Annotated in this window: 20 protein-coding genes; 11 read left to right on the plus strand and 9 right to left on the minus strand. The window is 77.3% G+C overall.

Annotated features, from left to right (window positions below; all coding sequences use genetic code 11):
• The first annotated feature begins 255 nt into the window (after positions 1 to 255).
• Positions 256 to 4611: an FtsK/SpoIIIE domain-containing protein gene (locus H7K62_RS14060; protein WP_186719317.1), complete on the plus strand. Its 4356-nt coding sequence runs from the start codon at positions 256 to 258 to the stop codon at positions 4609 to 4611.
• 15 nt (positions 4612 to 4626) lie between these two features.
• On the opposite strand, the gene H7K62_RS14065 is transcribed toward H7K62_RS14060, so the two are convergent.
• The gene (locus H7K62_RS14065) at positions 4627 to 5772 is read right to left on the minus strand and encodes an endonuclease/exonuclease/phosphatase family protein (protein ID WP_222437614.1); all 1146 of its coding nucleotides are present in this window, start codon (positions 5770 to 5772) and stop codon (positions 4627 to 4629) included.
• 148 nt (positions 5773 to 5920) lie between these two features.
• On the opposite strand from H7K62_RS14065, the gene H7K62_RS14070 reads away from it, so the two are divergent.
• The 3 genes from H7K62_RS14070 to H7K62_RS14080 all read left to right on the plus strand — a co-directional run bounded on the left by H7K62_RS14070 (position 5921) and on the right by H7K62_RS14080 (position 8003).
• Positions 5921 to 6445 (plus strand): GNAT family N-acetyltransferase, encoded by a 525-nt coding sequence (locus H7K62_RS14070; RefSeq protein WP_222437615.1) that lies wholly within the window; start codon positions 5921 to 5923, stop codon positions 6443 to 6445.
• Between the two features lie 274 nt (positions 6446 to 6719).
• Positions 6720 to 7172 carry an ATP-binding protein gene (locus tag H7K62_RS14075; protein ID WP_370591788.1) on the plus strand — a complete coding sequence of 151 codons (453 nt, stop codon included), beginning with the start codon at positions 6720 to 6722 and terminating at the stop codon, positions 7170 to 7172.
• 12 nt (positions 7173 to 7184) lie between these two features.
• Positions 7185 to 8003: a SigB/SigF/SigG family RNA polymerase sigma factor gene (locus H7K62_RS14080; RefSeq protein ID WP_186719325.1), complete on the plus strand. Its 819-nt coding sequence runs from the start codon at positions 7185 to 7187 to the stop codon at positions 8001 to 8003.
• Between the two features lie 27 nt (positions 8004 to 8030).
• On the opposite strand, the gene H7K62_RS14085 is transcribed toward H7K62_RS14080, so the two are convergent.
• Positions 8031 to 8465 (minus strand): hypothetical protein, encoded by a 435-nt coding sequence (locus tag H7K62_RS14085; protein WP_186719327.1) that lies wholly within the window; start codon positions 8463 to 8465, stop codon positions 8031 to 8033.
• A 332-nt stretch (positions 8466 to 8797) separates the two neighbouring features.
• Here H7K62_RS14085 and H7K62_RS14090 point away from each other — a divergent pair, with 332 nt between their 5' ends.
• Positions 8798 to 9046 carry a WhiB family transcriptional regulator gene (locus tag H7K62_RS14090; RefSeq protein WP_109773353.1) on the plus strand — a complete coding sequence of 83 codons (249 nt, stop codon included), beginning with the start codon at positions 8798 to 8800 and terminating at the stop codon, positions 9044 to 9046.
• Between the two features lie 95 nt (positions 9047 to 9141).
• Here the strand turns inward: H7K62_RS14090 and H7K62_RS14095 are convergent, their stop codons facing one another.
• On the minus strand, positions 9142 to 10635 hold the full coding sequence (locus tag H7K62_RS14095) for a sensor histidine kinase (RefSeq protein WP_186719329.1): 1494 nt from the start codon (positions 10633 to 10635) through the stop codon (positions 9142 to 9144).
• A 71-nt stretch (positions 10636 to 10706) separates the two neighbouring features.
• Between H7K62_RS14095 and H7K62_RS14100 the strand changes: the two genes are divergently transcribed.
• Positions 10707 to 11222: a DUF2505 domain-containing protein gene (locus H7K62_RS14100; RefSeq protein ID WP_186719331.1), complete on the plus strand. Its 516-nt coding sequence runs from the start codon at positions 10707 to 10709 to the stop codon at positions 11220 to 11222.
• A gap of 4 nt (positions 11223 to 11226) precedes the next feature.
• On the opposite strand, the gene H7K62_RS14105 is transcribed toward H7K62_RS14100, so the two are convergent.
• The 3 genes from H7K62_RS14105 to H7K62_RS14115 are packed head-to-tail and all read right to left on the minus strand — an operon-like array spanning position 11227 to position 14099.
• Positions 11227 to 11811 (minus strand): DUF6912 family protein, encoded by a 585-nt coding sequence (locus H7K62_RS14105; protein WP_222437616.1) that lies wholly within the window; start codon positions 11809 to 11811, stop codon positions 11227 to 11229.
• On the minus strand, positions 11808 to 13364 hold the full coding sequence (locus H7K62_RS24010) for an AAA family ATPase (protein ID WP_186719333.1): 1557 nt from the start codon (positions 13362 to 13364) through the stop codon (positions 11808 to 11810). The genes H7K62_RS14105 and H7K62_RS24010 overlap by 4 nt, the downstream gene beginning before the upstream one ends.
• On the minus strand, positions 13365 to 14099 hold the full coding sequence (locus H7K62_RS14115; RefSeq protein ID WP_186719335.1) for an SAF domain-containing protein: 735 nt from the start codon (positions 14097 to 14099) through the stop codon (positions 13365 to 13367).
• A gap of 257 nt (positions 14100 to 14356) precedes the next feature.
• On the opposite strand from H7K62_RS14115, the gene H7K62_RS14120 reads away from it, so the two are divergent.
• The gene (locus tag H7K62_RS14120; RefSeq protein ID WP_186719338.1) at positions 14357 to 14632 is read left to right on the plus strand and encodes a helix-turn-helix domain-containing protein; all 276 of its coding nucleotides are present in this window, start codon (positions 14357 to 14359) and stop codon (positions 14630 to 14632) included.
• A 19-nt stretch (positions 14633 to 14651) separates the two neighbouring features.
• Here the strand turns inward: H7K62_RS14120 and H7K62_RS14125 are convergent, their stop codons facing one another.
• On the minus strand, positions 14652 to 15203 hold the full coding sequence (locus H7K62_RS14125) for a hypothetical protein (protein ID WP_186719339.1): 552 nt from the start codon (positions 15201 to 15203) through the stop codon (positions 14652 to 14654).
• A gap of 141 nt (positions 15204 to 15344) precedes the next feature.
• Here H7K62_RS14125 and H7K62_RS21620 point away from each other — a divergent pair, with 141 nt between their 5' ends.
• The gene (locus H7K62_RS21620; RefSeq protein WP_222437617.1) at positions 15345 to 16118 is read left to right on the plus strand and encodes a LysM peptidoglycan-binding domain-containing protein; all 774 of its coding nucleotides are present in this window, start codon (positions 15345 to 15347) and stop codon (positions 16116 to 16118) included.
• Positions 16115 to 16687: an Rv3235 family protein gene (locus H7K62_RS14135; protein WP_186719341.1), complete on the plus strand. Its 573-nt coding sequence runs from the start codon at positions 16115 to 16117 to the stop codon at positions 16685 to 16687. Before H7K62_RS21620 ends, H7K62_RS14135 begins: the two co-directional genes overlap by 4 nt.
• 52 nt (positions 16688 to 16739) lie before the next feature.
• On the opposite strand, the gene secA is transcribed toward H7K62_RS14135, so the two are convergent.
• Complete coding sequence (gene secA / locus H7K62_RS14140; RefSeq protein ID WP_186719350.1) at positions 16740 to 19436, minus strand: preprotein translocase subunit SecA; 2697 nt, start codon at positions 19434 to 19436, stop codon at positions 16740 to 16742.
• 123 nt (positions 19437 to 19559) lie between these two features.
• Here secA and H7K62_RS24015 point away from each other — a divergent pair, with 123 nt between their 5' ends.
• Positions 19560 to 20756, plus strand: a complete 1197-nt coding sequence (locus H7K62_RS24015; RefSeq protein ID WP_186719352.1) for a GNAT family N-acetyltransferase — start codon at positions 19560 to 19562, stop codon at positions 20754 to 20756.
• Between the two features lie 51 nt (positions 20757 to 20807).
• Positions 20808 to 21188, plus strand: coding sequence for a hypothetical protein (locus tag H7K62_RS14150; protein WP_186719354.1), 381 nt, complete (start codon positions 20808 to 20810; stop codon positions 21186 to 21188).
• A 2-nt stretch (positions 21189 to 21190) separates the two neighbouring features.
• Here the strand turns inward: H7K62_RS14150 and H7K62_RS14155 are convergent, their stop codons facing one another.
• The gene (locus tag H7K62_RS14155) at positions 21191 to 22447 is read right to left on the minus strand and encodes a winged helix-turn-helix domain-containing protein (protein ID WP_370591789.1); all 1257 of its coding nucleotides are present in this window, start codon (positions 22445 to 22447) and stop codon (positions 21191 to 21193) included.
• Positions 22448 to 22488: the final 41 nt, after the last annotated feature.

The raw sequence follows: 22488 nt of genomic DNA on the forward strand, positions 1-22488 counted from the left end.
CGGGCGGTGCTGGCGTCTGGGTGACGACCATGATCCGGTCTGGGCGTCCCCCGACCGAGAGACGACTGTTGATCACAGAGAGTAGTCACATGATCACCACGTACCCGGTCGAACCGGTCGCGACCGGGACAGGGCGGCGCGAAACGGGAGGCACCCCGCGAAGCGGACCGGCCGCTGAGCGCCCCGCGGTCCGGTCGTCCACAGGGCGGGACCCGGCGCCAGCGCGGACCCGCCCCGGCGCGGCAGGGTCATCGGGTGCGCCTGGAGATGACCGTCCGCGGTGCCGGGTGCGCCGCTCCCGGCACCGACGTCGTGGTGGAGGCACCCCCCGGCACCCGGCTGGGCCGGGTGCTCCTCGACCTCGCGGCCACGGCGGGGCTGCCGCCCCGAGCCACGGCCAGCGCCCTGGTCGGGCTGACCCCCGTGGACGAGGACGCTCCGCTGGGGGCACCACCGCTGCTGCGCGGCGCGCAGCTGGTGCTGGACGCCGCGGGGGCCGGGATCCGGCCCGGGGTGCGCGCGACGCCGTCGGGCGCGCTGCGGGTGCTCTCAGGCCCGGACGCGGGCGCCGCTGCCCCCGTGCCGCTCGGGCGCTCCTTCCTCGGCCGCGGACCGGGATCGCTGGTCCCGCTGACCGACCCCGCCACCTCGCGGCGCCACGTCGAGCTGGACCGCACCCCGGCGGGGACCCGGGTGCGAGCCGCCGCACCGGGCGGCGGAGCAGTGCTCGACGGCCGGTCGCTGACCGACGCGTGGACCGCCCTGCCATTCGGAGCGCTGCTGCAGGTGGGGTCCGGCGTGCTGGAGCTGGCTCCCCCGCGCGCCGATGAGGGGAGGCGCCCCGCCCCCGTCGTCCCGGACGGGACCGGCGGCCTGGACGTGAGGACGTCCGCCGCGGCCGCGGCGGTCCCCCAGCCCCCGGAGCCGGTGGAGGTCGAGCTCCCGGCGCCGCCGGTCCCGCGCCCCGCGACCCCGGTGGCCTGGGCCGCGGTGCTGGTGCCCGCGCTGGTGGCGGTGCCCCTGGCGGTCCTGTGGTCACCGATCGCACTGCTGCTGGCCGGGACGGGACCGCTGGTCGCCCTGGTCACCGCGGCCGTCGACCGGCGGCGCCGGCGTCGCGAGCACCGGCGCGCCCTGGAGGACCACCGCCACGGCCTCCACCGCGCGGCCGCCCGCGCGGACCGGGCGCTGGCCGTGGAGCGGGCCACCCTGGAGCGCCTGCACCCCGCCGCCGGTGCGCTGCCCGACCTGGCCGAGGGGCGGCTCTGGCCGCTCTGGTCGGGGCCGTCCGGGGAGGTGTCCCCGTCGGTGTCCCCGTCGGTGTCCGAGTCGGTGTCCGAGTCGGTGGGTGCCGAGGCCGGTCTCCGGGTCCGCCTGGGCACCGGTCCCGTCCCGAGCCGGGTGGTGGTGCGCCAGCCCGCCGCCGACGACCGGTCCGGTGGCGGTGCGGGCGGTGCGAGCGGGTCGGCGGTGGCGGAGGACGCCGACGGGGAACGGCTCGAGCACGCCGCCGGACCGGTGGTCGTGGACCTCGCGGGGCTGCGGCGCGTGGTCGTCCTCGGAGACGCGGAGGCGGCGCGCTCCGCCGCGCGGGCCCTCGTGTGCCAGCTCGCCGTGCTGCACCCGCCCCACCGTCTGGCCCTGCGCCTGGAGACCGCCACCACCGGCGGCGTCTCCCGCGCGTGGGGGTGGGGGCGGTGGCTGCCCCACGTGACCTGCTCCGGCCCTGCGCCCGCGGTCCCGTCGCCGTCCCCGCCGTCCCGGGTGCACGTGCGCGTCGTGGACGGCCTCGGCGACGCCGGCGCGGTCCCGCCGGCGACCGCTCCCGACGACGGTGCGGGCACCACCGTCGTCGTCCTCACCGACGGCGCCGACGAGCGAGCGCTCGACGGCGCGGACGCCGTCCTGCGGGTGGACGCGGGCGGACGTGCCGTCTGGTCGGCCGCGGGCGCCGCCAGGCCCCTCGTGGTCGACCTCCTCACGCCCGAGCGCGCCGAGCGGGTCGCCCGCGCCCTCGCCCCGCTGCGCACCCACGACGCCGACCGGGGCGGTGAGGTGGCGGCGCCGCCGCTGACCGCCCTGCTCGCCGCGGCCACGGGCGCTGACCCGCTGGACCCGCGCTCGCTCACCCGCCACTGGGACGCCCGCCGCGGCGCGGCCGCGGCCGTGCCGGTGGGAGCGCTGCCCGGGGGCGTCCCCTGGATGCTCGATCTCGACCGGGACGGTCCGCACGCCCTCGTGGCGGGCACGACGGGCGCGGGCAAGAGCTCGCTGCTCGTGGCGTGGCTGCTCGCTCTGGCGGTGGTGCTGCCCCCGGAGGAGCTGTCCGTGGTGCTCGTGGACTACAAGGGCGGCGCCACGGCCGGTCGGCTGAGGGGGCTCCCCCACCTCGTCGGGTCCGTGACCGACCTCGACGAGCACCTGGCCCAGCGGGCGCTGACCTCCCTCACCGCGGAGGTGCGCCGCCGCGAGCGCGTGCTCGCCGAGCACGGCGCGGTGGACCGCGCCGAGCTGCTGCGTTTGCGGCCGAACGGTGCGCGCCTGCTGCCGCGGCTGCTGGTGGTGGTTGACGAGGTGAGGGTCCTCGTGGACGAGGTGCCCGACCTGGTGCCGGGGCTGGTGCGCCTGGCCGCGGTCGGTCGGTCGCTCGGCGTGCACCTCGTGCTGGCCACGCAGCGCCCGGCGGGCGCGGTCAGCGCGGACGCGCGGGCCAACACCAACCTGCGCGTCGCGCTGCGGGTGCGCGACGCTCCGGACTCGGTCGACGTCCTGGACGACCCGGGCGCGGCCCACCTGCCTCCGGACCGTCCGGGGGCGGCGCTGGTGCGCTGCGGCGGCCGCGACCTGGAGCGCGTGCAGGTGGCCTCGCTGGTGCGCCACCCGCCTCGGCCGGTCCGGGTGCTGGTGGGGGCTGCGGGTGGTCCGGCGGACGGCGCCGGAGCGGGCGCGGGCGCTGTGGACGAGGTGCCGCTGCTGGTGGCTGCGCTGCGCGAGGCCGCGCGCGGCCGGGACGTCCCGCGCAGCGGTGCCCCCTGGATGCCGGCCCTGCCGGACCTCCTGCCCTGGGGCCACCCCCGCGACGTCCCAGGCTGCGAGGACGGTGAGGACGGTGAGGACGGCGGGGGCGGTGGACTGCCGCTGGGGCTCCTCGACGAGCCCGAGCTCCCCGCCCAGCGCGTGCTGCGCTGGAGCGGGACCGCTCCGCTGGCGGTGTGCGGCGGGCCGGGCTCGGGGCGCACCTCCCTGCTGCGGTGGCTGGCGGCCGCGAGCACCCGCGCGGTGCACCTGGTGGGCGACCGGACCGAGCTGCCCGGGCTGACGGGGCTGGCGGCGCTGCCGCAGGTGGCAGCCGTCGTGGACCCCGACGACGGCGAGCACCTCGTCCGGGTGCTGCAGCACCTCACCGACGTGGTCCGCGACCGGGCCGGCGCGCACCGGGACGGGCTGCCGCTGCTCCTGGTGGACGGCGCCGACCGCGTGCTGGCGGGGCGGGCCGCCCGCGGCCAGCGGCACGAGGCCGAGGCCGCCGCCGACCTGCTCGCCGGGCTGGTCGCCGCGGGTGCCCCCGTGGTGCTGGCGTGCGACGCGGCGGCGCTGTCCTCCCGGGCGCTGGCGGCCGTCCGCGAGGTGCTGCTCCTGGCGCCCGCCGACCGCAGCGCCGCGGTGCTGGCCGGTGTCCCCTCGTCCGCGACCCCGGTCCACTGGCCGCCGGGGCGAGCGCTGCGGCTGCGTCCCGGCCCCCTGCGGGAGTGCCAGCTGCCGCTGCTGGACCTGGCGCTCCCAGCGCACGCGTCACCGACGGACGAGAGGTCGCAGCCGGACGAGACGGCGCAGCCTGCACCGAGCGGGGAGCGCGACCGCGGTCCCGGTGCCGTCGACCGGGTGCCCGCGCTGCCGGACCACCTGCCGCTCACCGCGCTGCGCGCCCTGCCCGGCGAGACCGGCGGCGCCTCACCGGGTGCCGCGGGGTCGGGCGCGGACCGGTCGTCGCTCACCGTGGGGGTCGGCGGTCTGCGCGCGGACGCGGTGCACCTGCCGCTGCCCTCCGGAGCCGGGGCCCTGGTGGTCGGGCCCGCGGGGTCGGGGCGGTCGAGCGCGCTGCACCTGCTGGCGGTGCAGGCCGCCGCCACCGGGCGCCCGTGCGTGCTCGTGCGGCCCCGGCAGCCGCTGCCCGGGGAGGTGGCTCACGACCTCCCCGGCTCCGTCGTGGTGCGCGGGTCGGACGCAGCGGCCGGGCGGGCCCTCCTGGCGGCTCTGGCGGCGGCGACCCCTGCTGACGACGCCGGTCCCGAGCAGGTCCCGCTGGTGCTCGTCGACGACGCCGAGGTGCTGCTCGGCAGCCCCCTGGAGGCCCTGCTGCTCGACCTCGCTGACGGCGACGGACCCGCGTGCGCGCTGGTGGCGGCGGGGACCAGCGGCCTGCTGCCGTCGCACCGCGGGGTGGCGGCGGCCCTGCGGCGCCACCGCACCGGCCTGCTCCTGCACCCGCTCGTCCCGGGGGACGCGGAGCTGCTCGGCGCTAGGCCGCCGGTCGTGCGCAGCGGGCCGGCGGGGCGGGCGGGCCTGGTGAGGGCGGGCGCGCTCGTCGTCGTCCAGCTCGCGCAGCCGTGAGCCCTCAGCAGGTGCTCAGCGACGGGCCAGGTGCACCACGAGGCCCCGGTGGTCCGTGGCGCCCACGGTGACCACCTGCGCGGACAGCACCCGCCAGGTGCGCCCGTCGACGAGCACGTGGTCGATCGGGGCGGCCAGCAGCTGCGGCACCGTGGAGGGCCACGTGCCCAGGCCCCCGGCGCCGGCGGCAGCGGCCGCGTCCACGCAGGGCCCGAGGTCGCGCAGACCGGGGTGGTCCAGGGTGGCGTTGAAGTCGCCGGCGACCACGGCACCCGGTGCCGCTGTGCAGGCCGCGACGGCGCGGGGGACGTCGGAGCGCCACCGCTGGACCATCCCGTCCTGCGGGACGGGAGCGACCGGGTGGACGGCCACCACGGGGCCGGGCAGGGTCGGCGCGGACGCGGCCACGGCGGCGAGCTCCACGGCGGGGGCCGGCGCGGCAGCCGGCGTCCCGAGCCGGTCGGCCACGAGCAGGCTGGTCGCGTGCGTCGGGTCCGGCGAGGTGGTGGCCGTGGAGGCGCTGTACCCGCGCCCCTGCTCGCCCAGCAAGGACACCACCTGCTGCGCGGTGGTGGCGGGTGTCTCCGGGAGCACCACGACGTCCGCCCCCGCAGCCGCCACCGCCACCGCCACCTGCTGGGCGTCCGCTCCCCCGTGCTCGGTGTTGAGGCTGAGGACCACGAGGTCCGCACCGCCCGCGGGCGGCGCCTCAGGCAGCACCCCGCGGGCCACGAGCACGCCCGCGTGGACAGCGGCGGCCAGCACCAGCCCGGCGGCCAGCACCGCGGTGGCGCTTGGACGACGGCGCGGACCGCGGCGCCGACCGCGGCGCGGACCGCGATGCCGGAGCACGAGCCGGGCGAGGGCGCGCAGCGCGAGCACGAGGCCGGCCGAGACGAGCAGGCCGACCGCGAGGACGCCGCGGAACGGCAGCAGCTGAGCCAGCGGCACGGTCCCCGCCAGGCCCGCGGCCCCCGGCAGCGCGGTGGCCAGCGCGGTCACCACCAGGGCGGTTACCACCACCAGCGCCAGCGCGCGCGGGGCGGTGGCTCGCGGGCGGCTCCCGGTCTGCCGCGGAGCAGCGGCGCCAGGGCGCTCTGCGGGGCTCTCGGCGGGGGCGTCGGTGGGAGCGTCGGTGGGGGCGCCACCCGGCTGCTGCACGACCTCTACGGTGCCACCCACGGGCGGCTCACCGGGGGCAGACCACCCGCACGGCCGTCCGCCGCGGTGCGAGACGATCACGGCTGCGGCACGAGAAGACCAGTGGCAGATGACCAGCACGACAGCACCAGCACGGAGGGACGAGCACGTGGCACCGAGGACCAGGGTCCGCTGGGCGGGACCGGCGGACGTCGAGGCCATCGACGCGCTGATCCGGCAGCTGGCGCTCTACGAGCGCGAGCCCGACGCCGTGGAGGCCACCCCGGAGGACCTGCGCGCCGCCCTCTTCGGCCCCGACCCGCGGGTGCGGGCCCTGGTGGCGGAGGTCTACGAGGGCGAGGCGTGGGTGGTCGCGGGCACCGCCATCTCCTTCACCACGTACTCCACCTGGACCGGCCGCCACGGCACCTGGCTGGAGGACCTCTTCGTCAAGCCGCAGCACCGCGGTCTGGGGCTGGGGCGGGCCCTGCTGTCCGCGCTCGCCGCCGAGGCCGTGGCCAGCGGCCACCGGCGCCTGGAGTGGTCGGTGCTGGACTGGAACACCCCCGCGCAGGCCGTCTACACCGCCATCGGCGCCCAGCCGCTGGAGGAGTGGACGCGCTGGCGCCTGGCGGGCCCGGAGCTGGAGGCGCTCGCCGCGGCCGGCACCGTGCCGGAGGGTCCGGCGCGCTGATGCGCCGGACCGCCGCGCCGGACCGTCGCAGCGGGGGCTGCGCCGGGTGGTGCGGCCCACCTGCGCGCGCCCGCGGGCGGGTGCGACGATGACCGCCTCGACGACGTGACGGCCGTCTGACGGCTGCGCGACGACGACACCACCGAGCACGACCGACCTGCAACGACCACGACCGACCACGACGCGGTGCCGCCACGGGCTGCGCGAGCCGACCCGAGGAGGCGACGACGTGACAGCTCCAGCAGACCGGCGCACGGCCGCCGGCGGCGGCCCGGTGCCCGGGCCAGCGGACGCGGCACCGACGGGTGACCGCGTCGAGCTGGTGGTGCCCGCGGCCCCGGAGTACCTGTCCGTGCTGCGCACGGCGACGGCGGGGCTGGCCGCGCGCCTGGACCTCACGATCGACGAGATCGAGGACCTCCGCATCGCCGTCGACGAGGCCTGCGCGCTGGTGCTGGGCCCGCAGGCGCTGGACGGCTCCCCCGACCTGCACGCCGTGGAGCCGGGTGCGGCACGCGACGCCGGTGCCCCCGTCCTCACCGCCCGCTTCGACCTCGTGGCCCCGGGGATGCAGGTCGAGGTCAGCGGCCCCGCTCAGACCCTGCCGACCCGCGACAGCTTCGCCTGGGCGGTGCTGGAGGCGCTGGTCCACGGGCTGGAGACCGGCCGCGACGAGGCGGGGCGCCACTGGATCCGCCTGCGCCACGACGGGCCCGGGCGCGGGTAGCGCGGACCCGCTGTGAGCGCGCAGGGCCCTGAGGGCTCCCCCTCCTCGCTGGCGCAGGCCACCGTGCCCGAGCAGAACCCGGGCCCCCACCCGGACCTGCCGCCCGCGCTGCTGGAGCTGTCGCGCCTGCCCGAGGACGACCCGCGGCGCACCGCGCTGCGCCACCAGGTGGTGGAGTCCCACCTGCCGCTGGTGCGCCACCTCGCCCGGCGCTACGCCGACCGCGGCGAGCCCATGGACGACCTGGTGCAGGTGGGCACCATCGGCCTGCTCAAGGCCGTGGACCGCTACGACCCCGAGCGCGGCGTGCCCTTCTCGGCGTTCGCGGTGCCGACCGTGCTCGGGGAGATCCGGCGCCACTTCCGCGACCGCGGGTGGGCGGTGCGCGTGCCGCGCCGGCTGCAGGAGCTCTCGCGCGCCCTCGCCGACGCGCGTACGGACCTCACGCAGGAGCTGGGCCGCGCGCCCACCGTCGCCGAGCTGGCCGAGCGCGCCCAGGTGGACGAGGACGCCGTGCTGGAGGGCATGGAGTCGGCCGGGGCGTACACCACGGTGCCGCTGGACACCGGCGAGGTCGACGCCCCCGGCGCCTGGCTGGCCACGGACGACGAGGCGCTCAAGGTGGTCGAGGACCGGGAGGCGCTGCGTCCCCTGCTGGCGCGGCTGCCCGCCCGGGAGCGGCGGATCATCGCGCTGCGCTTCGTGCGGGGGATGTCGCAGTCGCAGATCGCCGAGGAGGTCGGCATCTCCCAGATGCACGTGTCCCGGCTGCTCTCCCGGACGCTGGCGACCATGCGCGCCGAGCTGGGCGGCGACGGCTCCGAGGCCTGACCGCCTGGACGGTCCTGCGCGAGCCGGTCAGTGGACCGGCGGTCCCGGTGACTCGTCGTCGCCGACCCACACCGACACCGGGCGCGAGGCGAGGCACACGCCCGCGGCGACCGCCAGCAGCACGAACGCCACCGCCACCGGCCACAGCGGTCCGGTGACCAGCGGGGCGGTGAGCACCACCTGGAACAGCTGCCAGGTCAGCAGGGGCGCCCGACCCCAGCGGCGCCCGGCCAGCAGCGCCCGGGCGCACAGCGCCAGCCCGACAGCGAGCGCCGTGGCCACGACGGCGGTGGCCACGGCGCCGGTGGGGAGCGCAGCCGCGCCCCTGCCCAGCTCGACGCCGTAGAAGACGACCACGGCGGCCAGCGCCAGCACCTCCACGGCGACGACCCCGACCGCCACCAGCAGCGCCGTCGGCCGCCCCACGCCCGTCACGCGACTGCCCTCCACGTCCTCGACCACGCTCCGCTGATGATCCGGTCACCGCCTGCTAGCGCCGCACTGCCGACATCCGTTCCCGGTTGGCGGAACACTGCGCGGTGCTCCACCGTTGGACTGATCAGAGCACGTGGTGTCGCGACGGGGCTCCGGCAGCGTCATAGCACCACGCAGAACCGCACCCGACACCCCGTGGGTGACTCGCCGCAGATGACCCTTGTGCAACGCAGCGGACTCTGTGACGATACCTGCGGACGGGGCGCCACTGAGCGCCCCATATACGTGTTCGGACTCGTGAACCGCTTCACAAGAGCGGCGCGACCGGACGACACCCCGATCCACTGAGGAGCTCACTGATGGACTGGCGGCACCGCTCAGCGTGCCTCGAGGAAGACCCCGAGCTGTTCTTCCCGATCGGCAACACGGGCCCGGCCCTGCTGCAGATCGAGGAGGCGAAGGCCATCTGCCGGCGCTGCGACGTCGTGGAGACCTGCCTGAAGTGGGCGCTGGAGAACGGACAGGACTCCGGCGTCTGGGGCGGGCTCTCCGAGGACGAGCGCCGCGCGCTCAAGCGCCGCACCGCGCGCGCCCGCCGCGCCGGCTGAACGAGCCGCACCAGCACCTCGAGCGCTCCGCTCGCGCGAAGGGCCGTCCCCACCGGGGGCGGCCCTTCGCCGTCCCCGGTGACCGCAGGCGCTGCTCACGCGGTGGCGGCGGCCGGGGCCCGGTCCCCGCGGGGCTCGTGCAGCTCGGCGTTGACCACGACCTCCGCACCGCCCTCGGGACGGTTGCGCCACACGATGCTGCCGCGCAGCTCCCCCTGCACCAGCGCCTGCACGATCTGCGAGCCCAGACCACCGGCGTGCGGGGAGAAGTCGGCGGGCAGGCCCGCGCCGTCGTCGGCGACGGTGGCCACCAGCGCCGTCCCGTCGCGCTCGGCGCGCACCTCCACGCGGCCGTCGCCGCCGCGCAGCCCGTGCTCCACGGCGTTGGTGACGAGCTCGGTGAGCACGAGCGCCAGCGCCGTCGCGTCCTCCGCGCCCACCTGGCCGAAGGTGCCGATGCGCCGGACGCTGGCGGCGCCGTGGCTGGCGGCGAGGCTGCCGATGAGCTGCAGGCCGCGGTCCATGACGTCGTCGAACTCGACGACCTCCTCGAACCCCGCCGACAGGGTCTCGTGCACGAGGGCGATGGTGCTGACCCGGCGCATCGCCTCCTCCAGCGCCGCCCGGCCGGCGTCGGACTCGATGCGGCGCGTCTGCAGCCGCAGCAGCGCCGAGACGGTCTGCAGGTTGTTCTTCACCCGGTGGTGGATCTCCCGGATGGTGGCGTCCTTGGTGAGCAGCTCCTGCTCGCGGCGGCGCAGCTCGGTGACGTCGCGGCACAGCACCAGCGCGCCGGTGCGGACGCCCTCCTCCAGCAGCGGCACCGCGCGCAGCGACAGCGCCGCCTGGCGCGACTCGACGTCGCAGCGCCACGGCGCCCGCCCGGTGACCACCAGCGGCAGGGTCTCGTCCACCTGGTGGGTGCTGTCCAGGCAGCTGGCGGTGACCTCGGCCAGGGAGCGGCCCACGAGGTCCCCGGTGAACCCCAGGCGGCGGTAGTCGGAGCGGGCGTTCGGGCTGGCGTAGACCACCACGCCCTCCACGTCGAGGCGGACCAGCCCGTCCCCGACGCGCGGTGCGCCGCGACGGGTGCCCGTCGGCGCGCCCTGGTGCGGGAAGGTCCCCTCGGACACCATCCTGGCCAGCGCGTCCGCGCACTGCAGGTAGTTGCGCTCCAGCCGGGAGGGCGCGCGCGGCACGGACAGGCTCGTGTCGCGCGACATGACCGCGATGACGCGGCCCTGCCGCACCACGGGCACGGTCTCCTCGCGCACCGGGGAGCCGTCCAGCCACTCCGGGTCGTGGTCGCGGCAGATGCGCGCCTCGGCGAACGCCCTGTCCACCTGCTCGCGCTGGCCGGGGGCGATGTGCGTGCCCACGACGTCCTCGTCGTGGACGGTGACACCGGTGCTGGGACGGCAGTGGGCGACGACGACGAAGCCGCCCTCGCGGTCCGGCACCCACAGCAGCAGGTCGGCGAAGGACAGGTCGGAGAGCATCTGCCAGTCACCGACGAGCAGGTGCAGCCACTCCTCGTCGGCGGCGTCGAGCACTCCCAGCCTGCGCACGAGCGAGCTCAGGGTCGGCACGCGCCAACCCTAGAGGCAGCACGCGGCGACTCAGGGGGGGCCGTCCGCGACACCGGGCCTACGGTGGGACGGTGCGCCTCGACGTCCTGCTCCGCTACCCCGGCGACCCGCGGCGCGTGGCGCAGCTGCTCTCCGACCCGGCGGTGCTGGACCGGCTGCTCACCGCCAGCGACGCCCTCTCCCACGAGGTGGACGTGACCGGCGGTCCCGAGGGCCGGTTCGTGGTGGTGGTGGAGCGGGTCCTGCCCACCGACGAGCTGCCCGACGTCGCGCGCCGGTTCGTGGGCGCGTCGATGCGGCTGCGGCAGGTGGACACCTGGGAGGTGCCGGAGGCGGACGGCTCCCGGAGCGGGACCACGGAGCTGGAGGTGCCGGGCGCGCCCGTGCGCGCCCGCGCCACCACGGCGCTGCGGCCCGTGCGGACGGGCGTGGTGCCCGGCCGCGGCGTGCACACCGAGCACTCCGTGAGCGGCACGCTGACCGCGTCGGTGCCGCTGCTGGGCGGGAAGATCGAGAGGGCGGCCGAGGAGCCCCTCGTGCGGGCGCTGCGCGACCAGGAGCGCGAGATCGCCCAGCTGCTCGGCTGAACGGTCAGGCCGGTCGGGTCAGCTCGGCGGCGAGCGCCTCGAGCTCGGAAGCGTCGTACCAGAGCAGGTCGTGGCCCTGCGCCCCGTCCACGGCGAACGCGGCGTCCTCGTCACCGGCGTCCGCGGCCGGCAGGGCCGCCGCCGCGGCGGCCACGTCGGCGGCCGCCTCCGCCTCGTCCACGTGGGCGCTGACCACGGCGGTCAGCGCCAGCGGCCGGGCCAGCTCGACGCGGGAGAGGGCCTCGGCGGGGTCGTCCTCCCCCACCGCGCGGACGGTCACCTGGGAGCCGGGGACGTCGGCTGCGAGCACCAGCCGCCGGGCCGGGGCGCCCTCATCGCCGTCCGCCCCCGCCGCTGCTGCGGAGGTGCGCCCGGCGATGAGGCGCAGGGAGGAGTCGGCGGCGTCCAGCATCGCCGCGAGCTCCAGCTCCTCGGCGTCGCCCTCGGTGTAGTGCTCGCGCAGCGCCGGGGTGACGGCGTGCACCGGGGTCCCCTGCGGCAGCTGCCCGCTGCGCAGGCAGTCCCCGAGCTGCTCCGGCCGCAGGGCGGCGTACACGCGCTCGGACGGGCTGCTGGCGGAGGGACTCACCCGCGCATCCTGGCCCACGCGGGGCGGCGGCTGCGCGCAGGGGCCGTGCGGTCGTCCCGGGGGCCGCGGCGCGCACCGCGCGGGCGTCCCGCGCCACCGCCTGCGCCCCCCTCGGCTCCCGCGCCGTCCTCGCCGTCCTCCTCGGCGCGGGCCCGGCGCGCCGAGGCCACGAGGTCGGCGGCGAGGGCCGCCAGCGCCGCTCGCGCGGGCGAGCCGGGAGCCGACTCGCGCAGGGTGCGGCCCGTGAGCAGCGCGGTGTCGCACGCGGCGCGGTCGTCGGGGACCAGCACCGCGTCACGGACGCCGGCGTAGCGGGCCAGCGCCTCGGTCACGCGAGCGGCGGGCCCGTGCCCGACCGCTGCGGACCTGACCTTGGTCACCACGGTGCGGCGCCGCTCCACGGCGTCCGGCTGCGCCTCGGCGAGGTCGGCCAGGGAGCGGACCAGCCGCTGCAGGCCCACCGGGTCCGCCTGGCCCACCACGAGCACCTCGTCGGCCGCGGCCAGCGCCGTGGTGGTGGCCGCGTTGCGGCGGGGCGCCGCGGTGTCGAGCACCAGCTCCTCGTCCTGCTCCAGGGGCGCTGCGCAGTCGACGACCGTCCAGGCGGCCGCCGAGCGGCACGTGGCCCACAGCTCCTCGAGCGCGGCGGCGCCCAGCTCGTGCCAGCGCTCAGCGCGGGGCAGGCCGGTGAGCACGGACATCCGCGGCAGCGCGGCGGGGGCCAGCTGCAGGAGCCTGCCCGGGGTGAGCGTGCCCGCGGCGGCGGCGCGGCAGGCGGCGGCCACCCCGGCGGTCTCGTCGAGCAGGCCGAGCACCTGCGCGGCGCTGGCGGCCCACGTGTCGGCGTCCACCAGCAGCACCTGCTCGCCGAGCGCCGCCAGCTCCGCGGCCACCGACACCGCGACCGTGGTGCGACCGGGTGCCCCCGGGGCGCCCCACACGGCGAGGAGCCGGCCCGGCCGGCCCGGCAGCCCCGCTGCGCGGGGCCCGTCGTCGTCCTCCCAGGACGCGGGGGCGGGACCGCCGGGTCCGGAGCTGACGCCGGTCGCGTCCACCCGCTCCACGGCAGGGACGGGCGCGGGGGCCGGCAGCACTGCTCGTACGCGCGGCCCACTCCCCGCCTGGTCCGTCTGGCCCGCCTGGCCCGCCTGGCCCGCCGGGTCCGCCAGGCCCGCGACGGCAGCCGTGACGACCGCGGCCACCTCCTCCCCGGACGCGCCGGCCGCCACGTGCCGCACCACCCCGAGCGCCACGAGCCGTGCCGCCGCGGCGGTGGCTCCGGTGGCGGGCAGCACCCCGACCACCGCGGTGGCCTGGGCGTCCAGGCGCGCGAGCGCCTCCCGGTCGAGGCGGTGCAGGTCCGCGGAGACCAGGGCGGCGCGGCCGTGACCGGCGGCGCTGGCCGACAGGAGCTCGCCGAGGTCAGCGCACCGGCGCACCACGGCGACGGCGGAGGTGCGCTCCAGGGCCGCGACCAGCTGCGCCTCCTCGGGCCCCGGGACGGCGGTGAGCAGCGGGAGCGGCGACGCGCCGCGGCGCGGGACCCCGGACACTCAGCGTCCCGCCGGGGACGAGCCGGGCACCAGCACCAGCGACACGGTGGCGCCGTCGGCGAGGGCCTGCAGCGCCTGCTGCAGCTGCGCCGGCGGCAGCTGTACCTGCACCTGGCCCCCGCGGCCGGTGGCGAAGGAACCGCTGTCGGTGACGACCTCCTGCACGACCGCGCTGGCGGCCAGCTGGCGCGGCCCGCTGGCCGCGCCACCGGTGCCGTCACCGGCCGTCGCGCCGGTCGTGACGGGCGTGACGGGGACCACCGCGCCGCGGGTCGGCGCCGGGGTCACCCACACGTCCACGAGCGACCCGGCCACCAGGCCCGAGGGCAGCGCCCCGCTCACGGGCAGGCCGACCGGGCGCGTGGTCAGGGCCGACGCGCTGCCGACCGCGGTCCGCGGCAGCAGGTCGCCTGAGGTCACCTCGCGCAGGGCCACCGCGCCCTGGGCCGGCGGCTGGTCGGCGCTGAGGTACCCGCCCACGCCGTCCGCCAGGTGCACCCGGACCGCCCGCACGTCCGCGGCGGTGATCGCCTGACCGGGCACCAGCGTGTGCGCCGCGACCCACACCGGGACCGTCGAGTCCGCGGCGGAGACCACCCTGGCGCCCGCCAGCACCGAGGCGAGCACCAGCACCAGGCCGACGACGAGGCGCGGGTCCCGCCACGACGGTGCGCGCAGGCGCGCCGCGGGCGGTGGGGTCGGGACGAGCAGCGCTGTCGGTCGGACGGCGGCCATGGCGGCTCCTGGCGGTGCGGGGGGGCGGGCGGGGGGGGCGGGCGGGTGGGGCGTCACGGAGCGTGGCAGCCGGAGGGGGCCCGGTCCGAGTCCGTGGAGGCCCGATCCGTCCGACCGGGTGGCGGACGCCCCTGGTCGGATGATCTTCCCTGGGTCTCCCGGGCGGGAGACGGCACTGTCCGCAGCACCTGGTCACTGCGGGTGATCGCCTGGGGAAGGAGCCCCACCCCTCGCCCTCTGCATGGGAGCATCCGGGGGTGGCCGCGCGCTTCATGACCCTCGCCGACGTGGCCGAGACCCTCCAGGTCTCGGCCGCGCAGGCGTACGCGCTGGTGCGCAGCGGGGAGCTGCCCGCCATCAAGGTCGGCGGCCGCGGGCAGTGGCGCGTGGAGATCTCGGTCCTCGAGGACTACATCCAGGGCAAGTACGCCGAGACCCGCGCCCTGGTGGCCACGCACTCCGACCTGGGCGACCTGGGCGACCTCGGAGAGCTCGCCGAGCTCGACGGCACCGGGAGCCTCCCGCGCGGCTGACGCCGCAGCCGCGCCACCGTCAGCCCGAGCGGCGCAGGCACGTCAGGGCCGGCAGCGGCACGGTGACCACGCCCCGCACCGACCCCGGGCGGCGGGCCTCGTCGACCGCGTGACGGGCCAGGTCGAGGTGGTCGGCCCCCACGCGGTCCACGGTTCCCGTGAGCACCCCGCCGGCATCCCCTCGCAGCCAGATGCGCACCGCTGAGCGGTCGCGCGCCACACCCCGCAGGACGGAGGCCAGGCCCAGTCGCCGCTCGACGGCACCGGGGGGCGCCGCCAGCGAGCGGGTCAGACCGTCGAGCAGGAGCACGGCGGCCGTCGGCACCAGCGCCTCCCCCGCCGGATCCTCCACGAGCAGCCAGTCGGGCCCGGCGCCCCGCAGGACGCCGTCCACCGCCTCGCCACCCGCCAGGCGCAGCGCGACGCGCTGACCCAGGGCGGCTCGCAGCCGGTCGCGCAGCTCCACGCTCGCGACCTCAGCGCGCACGCGCTCGGCGTGCATGGCGCTGACGTCGTCGTCGGCGGCGTCGAGCTGGGCCTCCAGGTCGGCGAACAGAGCGTCCCAGCGCATGAGCACACGGTAGGGGCGTTGCTCCCTGCAGCTGCCGGCATCCACAGGCCGGGCGTCGGGACCCACCCGAGCCACCGCGGTCGTGCATGATCCGCGCATGCCATCAAGCGACAGCAAACTGCATCAAACGCAGGCAAGCGCATGAGAAGAGCGGGATCCTGGACCGGGCCGCTGCTGACCGCCTCGGCCACCGCGGCCCTGGGGTCCGCTGGCGCCCTCCTCGCCGCGGGTGCCGTGCGCGACCTCGGACGCACCCCCGCTGACGTGGACTCCGTGGTGGCCGCGCTCGCCGGACTGGCCCTCGGCGTGCTGCTGCTCGTGTGGTGCGCTGGCGCCGCGGCCACCGTCGGCGCCGCCCTGGTCGGCACCGCCAGCACGGCGGGCACTGCGCTGAGGGCCGTCGCCGGCGCGACCACGCCGCTCCTGCTCCGCCGACTGCTCGCGGCAGCGCTCGGCGCGGCGGTGCTCGGCGGCGTGACCGGTCCCGCCCTCGCCGCCGTCCCCCCGGCCGCCAGCACAGCGCCGACCGCCGCCGGCCTCACGTGGCCCGCGGCCCCGGCACCCGCCACCGCGCCAGCCACCGCGCCGACCACCGCGCCGACCACGCCGGCGTCGTCCCCTCCAGCTCCGGCCACGACGACGAAGCCGACGACGACTACAGCGACGGCGACGGCGACGGCGAGCGAGCCGGCTCGCGCGACGGGCCCGTCCGGGCAGCGCGACCAGCCGGGCCGCACCGAGGTGGTGGTGCGCGCGGGCGACACGCTCTGGTCCATCGCCGCCGGCCACCTGCCCGCCGGCAGCACGCGCGCCGCCGTCGCGGCGGCGTGGCCGCGGTGGTACGCCGCGAACCGGGCGGTCATCGGTGCCGACCCGGACCACCTGCGTCCCGGGCAGCGGCTGGTGGCACCGTGAGCGCGACCAGCGCGGCGAGCACCGCGCCTCCCGCACCTCCCGCAGCCCCCGCACCCGCCGCTCCGCCCGTGCTGCGCGTCGTCCCGGCGCCGCGCTCGGAGCCGAAGGCCCTCGGGGCGCCGGTCGAACGGCGTCGTCCTCCGGTCATCGCCCTGCAGGGGGTGCTGCCGCTCGTGCTCGACGGCAGGCTGCCGCGGGGGGTCGACCCCGCCGTCGCTCCGCGCCCGACGGCGTCCTCCTCCCTGCCCGACCCCGAGCCCCTGTGCGGGGGCCTGGTGGTGGCGGCCGTCGAGGTGCTCGCGGGGGCCCGCCCCGCGGCCCAGCTCCTGCGCTGGCTGACCGCCGACGTCTACGCCGGTCTGCAGCAGCGCGCGGCGCTGACGCAGCGGGTGCACGGGAGGCGCCGCCACACCCGCGCCGTCGTCCGCCGGGTCCTCGCCAGCTCCCCGCGCGACGGGGTCGTGGAGGCAGCTGTGGTGGTGCGGGACGGGGAGCGGGTGCGCGCAGCAGCGCTGCGGCTGGAGGGCGTGGACGGGCGCTGGCGCGTCACCGCCCTCCAGATCGGCTGAGGATCCAGCCGATCTCGAGGGGGGTGCCCGCGAGCGGTGCGGACGAGCCCGGTCAGGCCTTCTTGCGGGCCCGCCGCTCGCGCCGGCTGCCGCCCTCGGGAGCGCCTCCGGTGACCTCGACGTCTCCGTCGGCCGAGGGCGCCGTGTACTGCAGCTGCTGCGGGGCGCCCCCGCCGTCCAGGCCGGGAGCCACCAGGGCCGGGGCCTGCTCGCCCGCGACCGCCGCGTCGTCGTCGCGGACCAGCTCCTCGGGCACCTGCACCTCGAGGTTGAAGACGTACCCGACCGACTCCTCCTTGATGCCCTCGAGCATCGCCTGGAACAGCTGGTAGCCCTCGCGCTGGTACTCCACGAGCGGGTCGCGCTGCGCCATGGCGCGCAGCGAGATGCCCTCCTGCAGGTAGTCCATCTCGTAGAGGTGCTCGCGCCACTTGCGGTCCAGGACGCTCAGCACCACCCGGCGCTCCAGCTCGCGGATCACGGGCGCGCCGAGGGTGCGCTCGCGCTCGAGGAACTGCTGCTCGGCGTCGGAGACCAGCTCCTCCAGGAGCATCTGCTGGGTGACGGCGGAGCGGCCGCCGGCCTCCTCCTCGACGTCGGCCACGGTGATGGACACCGGGTACAGCGTCTTGAGGGCCTGCCAGAGCTGGTCGAGGTCCCAGTCCTCCGCGAAGCCGTCCGCCGTCGCCGCGGTGACGTAGCCGGTGACCACGTCGCGCACGAAGTGCCCGACCTGCTCGTGCAGGTCCTCGCCCTCGAGCACGCGGCGGCGCTCGGCGTAGATGACCTCGCGCTGGCGGTTGAGGACGTCGTCGTACTTGAGGACGTTCTTGCGGATCTCGAAGTTGCGGGACTCCACCTGGCTCTGGGCGCTCTGGATGGCGCGGCTGACCAGCTTGGACTCCAGCGGCACGTCGTCGGGGATGCCGGCGCGGGTCAGCATCGACTCGGCCAGGCCCGAGTTGAACAGGCGCATGAGGTCGTCGGCCATGGACAGGTAGAAGCGGGACTCGCCCGGGTCGCCCTGGCGGCCGGAGCGGCCGCGCAGCTGGTTGTCGATGCGGCGGGACTCGTGGCGCTCGGTGCCGAGCACGTAGAGGCCGCCCAGCTCGGTGACCTTGGCGGCGTCCGCGGCCACCGCGTCCTTCGCGCGGGTGAGGGCCTCGGGCCAGGCGGCGTCGTAGGCCTCGGCGTCCTCGGCGGGGTCGAGACCGCGCTCGGACAGCTCGGCCACGGCCAGGAACTCCGCGTTGCCGCCGAGCATGATGTCGGTGCCGCGGCCGGCCATGTTGGTGGCCACGGTGACGGCCCCGGCCCGGCCCGCCATGGCGATGATCGCCGCCTCCCGGGCGTGCTGCTTGGCGTTGAGGACCTCGTGGGGGATGCCCTTGGCGACCAGCTGCTGGGACAGGTACTCGCTCTTGGCCACGCTCGTGGTGCCCACGAGCACCGGCTGGCCGGTGCCGTGGCGCTCGGCGATGTCCTCGACCACGGCGTCGAACTTGGCGACCTCGGTCTTGTAGACGAGGTCGGGCTGGTCGGTGCGCGCCACCGGCTTGTTGGTGGGGATCGGCACCACGCCGAGCTTGTAGGTCTGGTGGAACTCCGCGGCCTCGGTGGTGGCCGTGCCGGTCATCCCCGAGAGCTTGTCGTAGAGGCGGAAGTAGTTCTGCAGCGTGATCGTGGCGAGGGTCTGGTTCTCGGCCTTGACCTCGACGCCCTCCTTGGCCTCGATCGCCTGGTGCATGCCCTCGTTGTAGCGGCGTCCCGCGAGGATGCGGCCGGTGTGCTCGTCGACGATGAGCACCTCGCCGTCCGCCACGACGTAGTCCTTGTCGCGCGTGAAGAGCTCCTTGGCCTTCACCGCGTTGTTGATGTAGCCCACGTAGGGGGTGTTCACCGAGTCGTAGAGGTTGTCGATGCCGAGCTGGTCCTCGACCTTCTCGATGCCCGGCTCGAGGATGCCGACGGTGCGCTTCTTCTCGTCGACCTCGTAGTCCTTCTCGCGCTCCAGGCGCCGCACGATCCGCGCGAACTCGGCGAACCACTTCGAGGCGTCGCCCTGGGCGGGACCGGAGATGATCAGCGGGGTGCGGGCCTCGTCGATGAGGATGGAGTCGACCTCGTCGACGATGCAGAAGTGGTGGCCGCGCTGCACGAGGTCGCCGGCGTTCCACGCCATGTTGTCGCGCAGGTAGTCGAAGCCGAACTGCGTGTTGGTGCCGTAGGTGATGTCCGCGCCGTACTGGGCGCGCCGCTCCGCGGGGGCCATGCCGTCCAGCACGCAGCCGCTGGTCAGGCCCAGGTGGCGGTACACGCGGCCCATGAGGTCGCTCTGGTAGCTGGCGAGGAAGTCGTTGACGGTGATGACGTGCGTGCCCTGGCCGGGGATGGCGTTGAGGTACGCGGCGAAGACGCCGGTCAGGGTCTTGCCCTCACCGGTCTTCATCTCGGCGATGTTCCCCTGGTGCAGGGCGGCGCCGCCCATGAGCTGCACGTCGTACGGGCGCTGGCCCAGCACGCGCCGGGCGCCCTCGCGGACCACCGCGAAGGCCTCCGGCAGCAGGTCGTCGAGGGTCTCGCCGTCCTTGTAGCGGGCGCGGAACCTGTCGGTCTCCTCCGCGAGCTCCGCGTCGGACAGGGGGGTGAAGTCGTCCTCGAGGGCGTTCACCTGCTTCACGAGCCCCTGCAGGCGGCGCAGCGTCCGACCCTCGCCGGCGCGCAGCACCTTCTCCAGCAGACCAGGCACGGTCCCTCCCCGCTTCCTTCTTCTCCACTCGCACAGCACCCGAAAGGGTCTTGCCATCGTAGGCGCGGGCCAGGTCGCGCAGGCCCACTTGCCCAGGAGGCTCCCAGGGCACACTGTGCCGCCGTGGCCGGGAGCGATCGCGAGGAGCCGGCGCCGGCCGGGCCCGTGCTGCGGGAGCGGGACGTGCTCGTGCGGCGCGAGTCCCCCGCGGACTCCCCCGCGGTGGCCGCTCTGCTGGAGGACCGGGACGTGCGGCGCTGGCTGCCCGACCTGGCGCTGTCGACGGAGCCCGGGGCCGCCGGGCCGCTGGGAGTGCCCGGGGTGCGGCCCGCGGGGCCGGCCCACCGGCTGGTGGTGGAGGTCCGCGGCGGGTTCGCCGGGCTGGTGCTGCTCACCGAGGACGGCGAGGGCGGCGGCTGGCTGACCTGCGCCGCCCCCCCGGCGGCCCGTGGCCGCGGGACCACGGCCCGGGCGGTGAGGCTCGCGCTCACGTGGGCGTTCGTCGAGCTCGGCCTGCAGGCGGTGCACTGGAGCGTCGAGGCCGGCGCGTGGCCGGCGCGGCGGCTGGCGTGGGCGTGCGGCAGCGGCGTCGACGGCACCGTGGGGTCCCTGCTGCCGGTCCGCGGCGACCGCCGCGACGCCTGGGTCGGCACGTGGCGCTGGGACTCCTCCCTGCAGCGCGCGGACCGCTGGCTCAGCCCGGTGGAGCTGGTGGGGGGCGGCGTGCGGCTGGGCCCCCACCTGGTCGGCGACGTGCAGCGGGTGGCCCAGGCGTGCTCCGCGGCGTCCACCCAGGCGTGGCTGCCGTCGCTGCCCTCGCCGTACACGGTCCTCGACGCGGCCAGCTGGATCGCGGGGCGCGAGGAGGAGCAGGCCCGGGGCGCGGGCGTCTTCTGGGCCGTGCGCGCTGACAGCGCCGACAGCGCTGAGGACGACGACGACGACGGCGGCGGCGCGGTCGACGGGCCGCTCATCGCCGAGGTGGGGCTCTTCACGCTCGGGGACGGCGTGCGCAGCGGCGAGGTCGGGTACTGGTGCCACCCCGACGCTCGGGGGCGGGGCGTCACGACGGCCGCGGTCAGGCTGGTCGTCCGGCACGCCCTCGCGCCCACCGCCACCGGCGGGCTGGGTCTCGAGCGGGTGGTCGTCCGGGTGGCCAGCCGCAACGCCGCCAGCCGGCGGGTCGCGGAGAAGGCCGGCTTCCGCGAGGTGGGCGTCGACAGGGCGGCGGAGCGGCTGCGCGACGGCACCCTTGACGACTTCGTCCGCTACGACCTCCTCGCGGGTGAGGAGCAGGGCCCGCGCCGTCCGGGCGGCTGACGGAGCCGCGCTCCGGAGGTGCCGCGGGCGGGAGCGCTCCACACTGGCCCGATGACCGAGCCGACCAGCGCGTCCGCGCCCCTCGCCTCACCCGGTGACCCGTCGCTGCGCCGGGTCCACGTCGTGGTGGACCTGCAGGCACCCCCGGACGGCGCCGCGGGTGGGCTCGAGGGGGTGGCAGAGGCCGTGGCCGCCCGGCTGCCGTGGGGCCGGCTCCCCGCCATGACCGACAGCGCCTCGCGCGCCGGCGCCGTGGTGGCCGCCGACGACAGCCGCTCGCTGGAGGTCGTCCTCCTCCTGGAGGCCAGCACGGACCAGGAGGCCGAGGAGGAAGCCGTCTCGGTGGTGCGCGAGGCCCTGGGCGGGGCCGGCCTGGACGAGGAGTCGGCGACCCCCAGCCAGGTCGTCGTGAGGGACGCCTACCTGCCCTGACGTCACGGGACGCGCCGCCGCACCGCCGCGCGGAGGTCCTCGGCGAGGTCACCGCGCGGTGCGACCTCGACGTCGCCCAGGCCGAGCCACGCGGCCATCGACGCCAGCTCCGCGGCGAGCTCGGAAGCGGTCTCCGGCGGTGCCCACGCCTCGCGGTGGGACGCGAGCACCACGAGGACGCCGCGGGCGCGGTCGGCCTTGAGGTCCACCCGGCCCACCACCGCGTCGCCCAGCAGGAACGGCAGCACGTAGTAGCCGTGCACGCGCTGCTCGGCGGGCGTGTAGACCTCCAGGCGCACCCGCACTCCGAACAGCTCCTCGGTGCGCGGGCGGAAGAACACGAGGGAGTCGAACGGCGAGAGCAGCGCCCGTGCGGCCGCGCGCCGCGGGCGGGGCGCGTCCGCCCACCGGTAGGCGGGCCTCCCCCAGCCGGCCACCTCGACCGGCACGAGGGTGCCGGCCTCGACCAGCTCGGCCACGGCACGGCGGCTCGGCTCGGGCTTGAGGCGGAAGTAGTCGCGCAGTGCGGGCTCGTCGGCCACGCCGAGCGCCCGCGCCGAGACCTCCACCAGCCCCCGGACCGCGTCGGCCTCGTCGGGGTCCGGGGCGGCGGCCACCTCGGGCGGAAGCACCCGCTCGGTGAGGTCGTAGCGGCGCTCGAAGGACGCCGTGCGCCCGGCGGCGGTCAGCTCACCGGTGAAGAAGAGGTGCTCGCAGGCGCGCTTGACCGCGCTCCAGTTCCAGCCCCAGTGGTCGCGGGCGCGCGGGGCGTCGTGGGCCAGGGCCGCCTCGAGCTCCCGGGCGGTCTGGGCACCACCGGCGGTGACCTCGGCGCGCACCGCCTCGACGACCCCGGGGTGCTCGGTGACCACGCTGCGCACGCTGCCCCACGCGTCGGAGGCCGCGCGGGCCATCCGCCACCGGAGCAGGCGGTGGGTGGACGGCGGCACGTAGCTGGCCTCGTGCGCCCAGTACTCGACGAGGCGGCGGGGGCTGCTCTCGGCGGCCCGGCGCAGCAGCTCGGGGTCGTACGGGCCGAGGCGGCTGAACAGCGGGAGCGTGTGGCTGCGGGCGAGCACCTGGATGGAGTCGATCTGCAGCAGCCCCACGGCGTCGACCACCCGCTGGAGGTGCCGCGTGGTGGGAGCCCCCTCGGGGCGGGCCGCCGCGAGGCCCTGGGCCGCGATGGCCGTGCGGCGGGCCTGCGCCGCCGTCCAGCGCTCGGTGGGGACCGGGAGGGGGCCTGCTGCCGCGCGCACGCTCACCCCGGCGAGACTGCCAGCGACCACCGACGGCCCGC

It is taken from the genome of Quadrisphaera sp. RL12-1S (genome assembly GCF_014270065.1).
Taxonomy (GTDB): Bacteria; Actinomycetota; Actinomycetes; order Actinomycetales; family Quadrisphaeraceae; genus Quadrisphaera.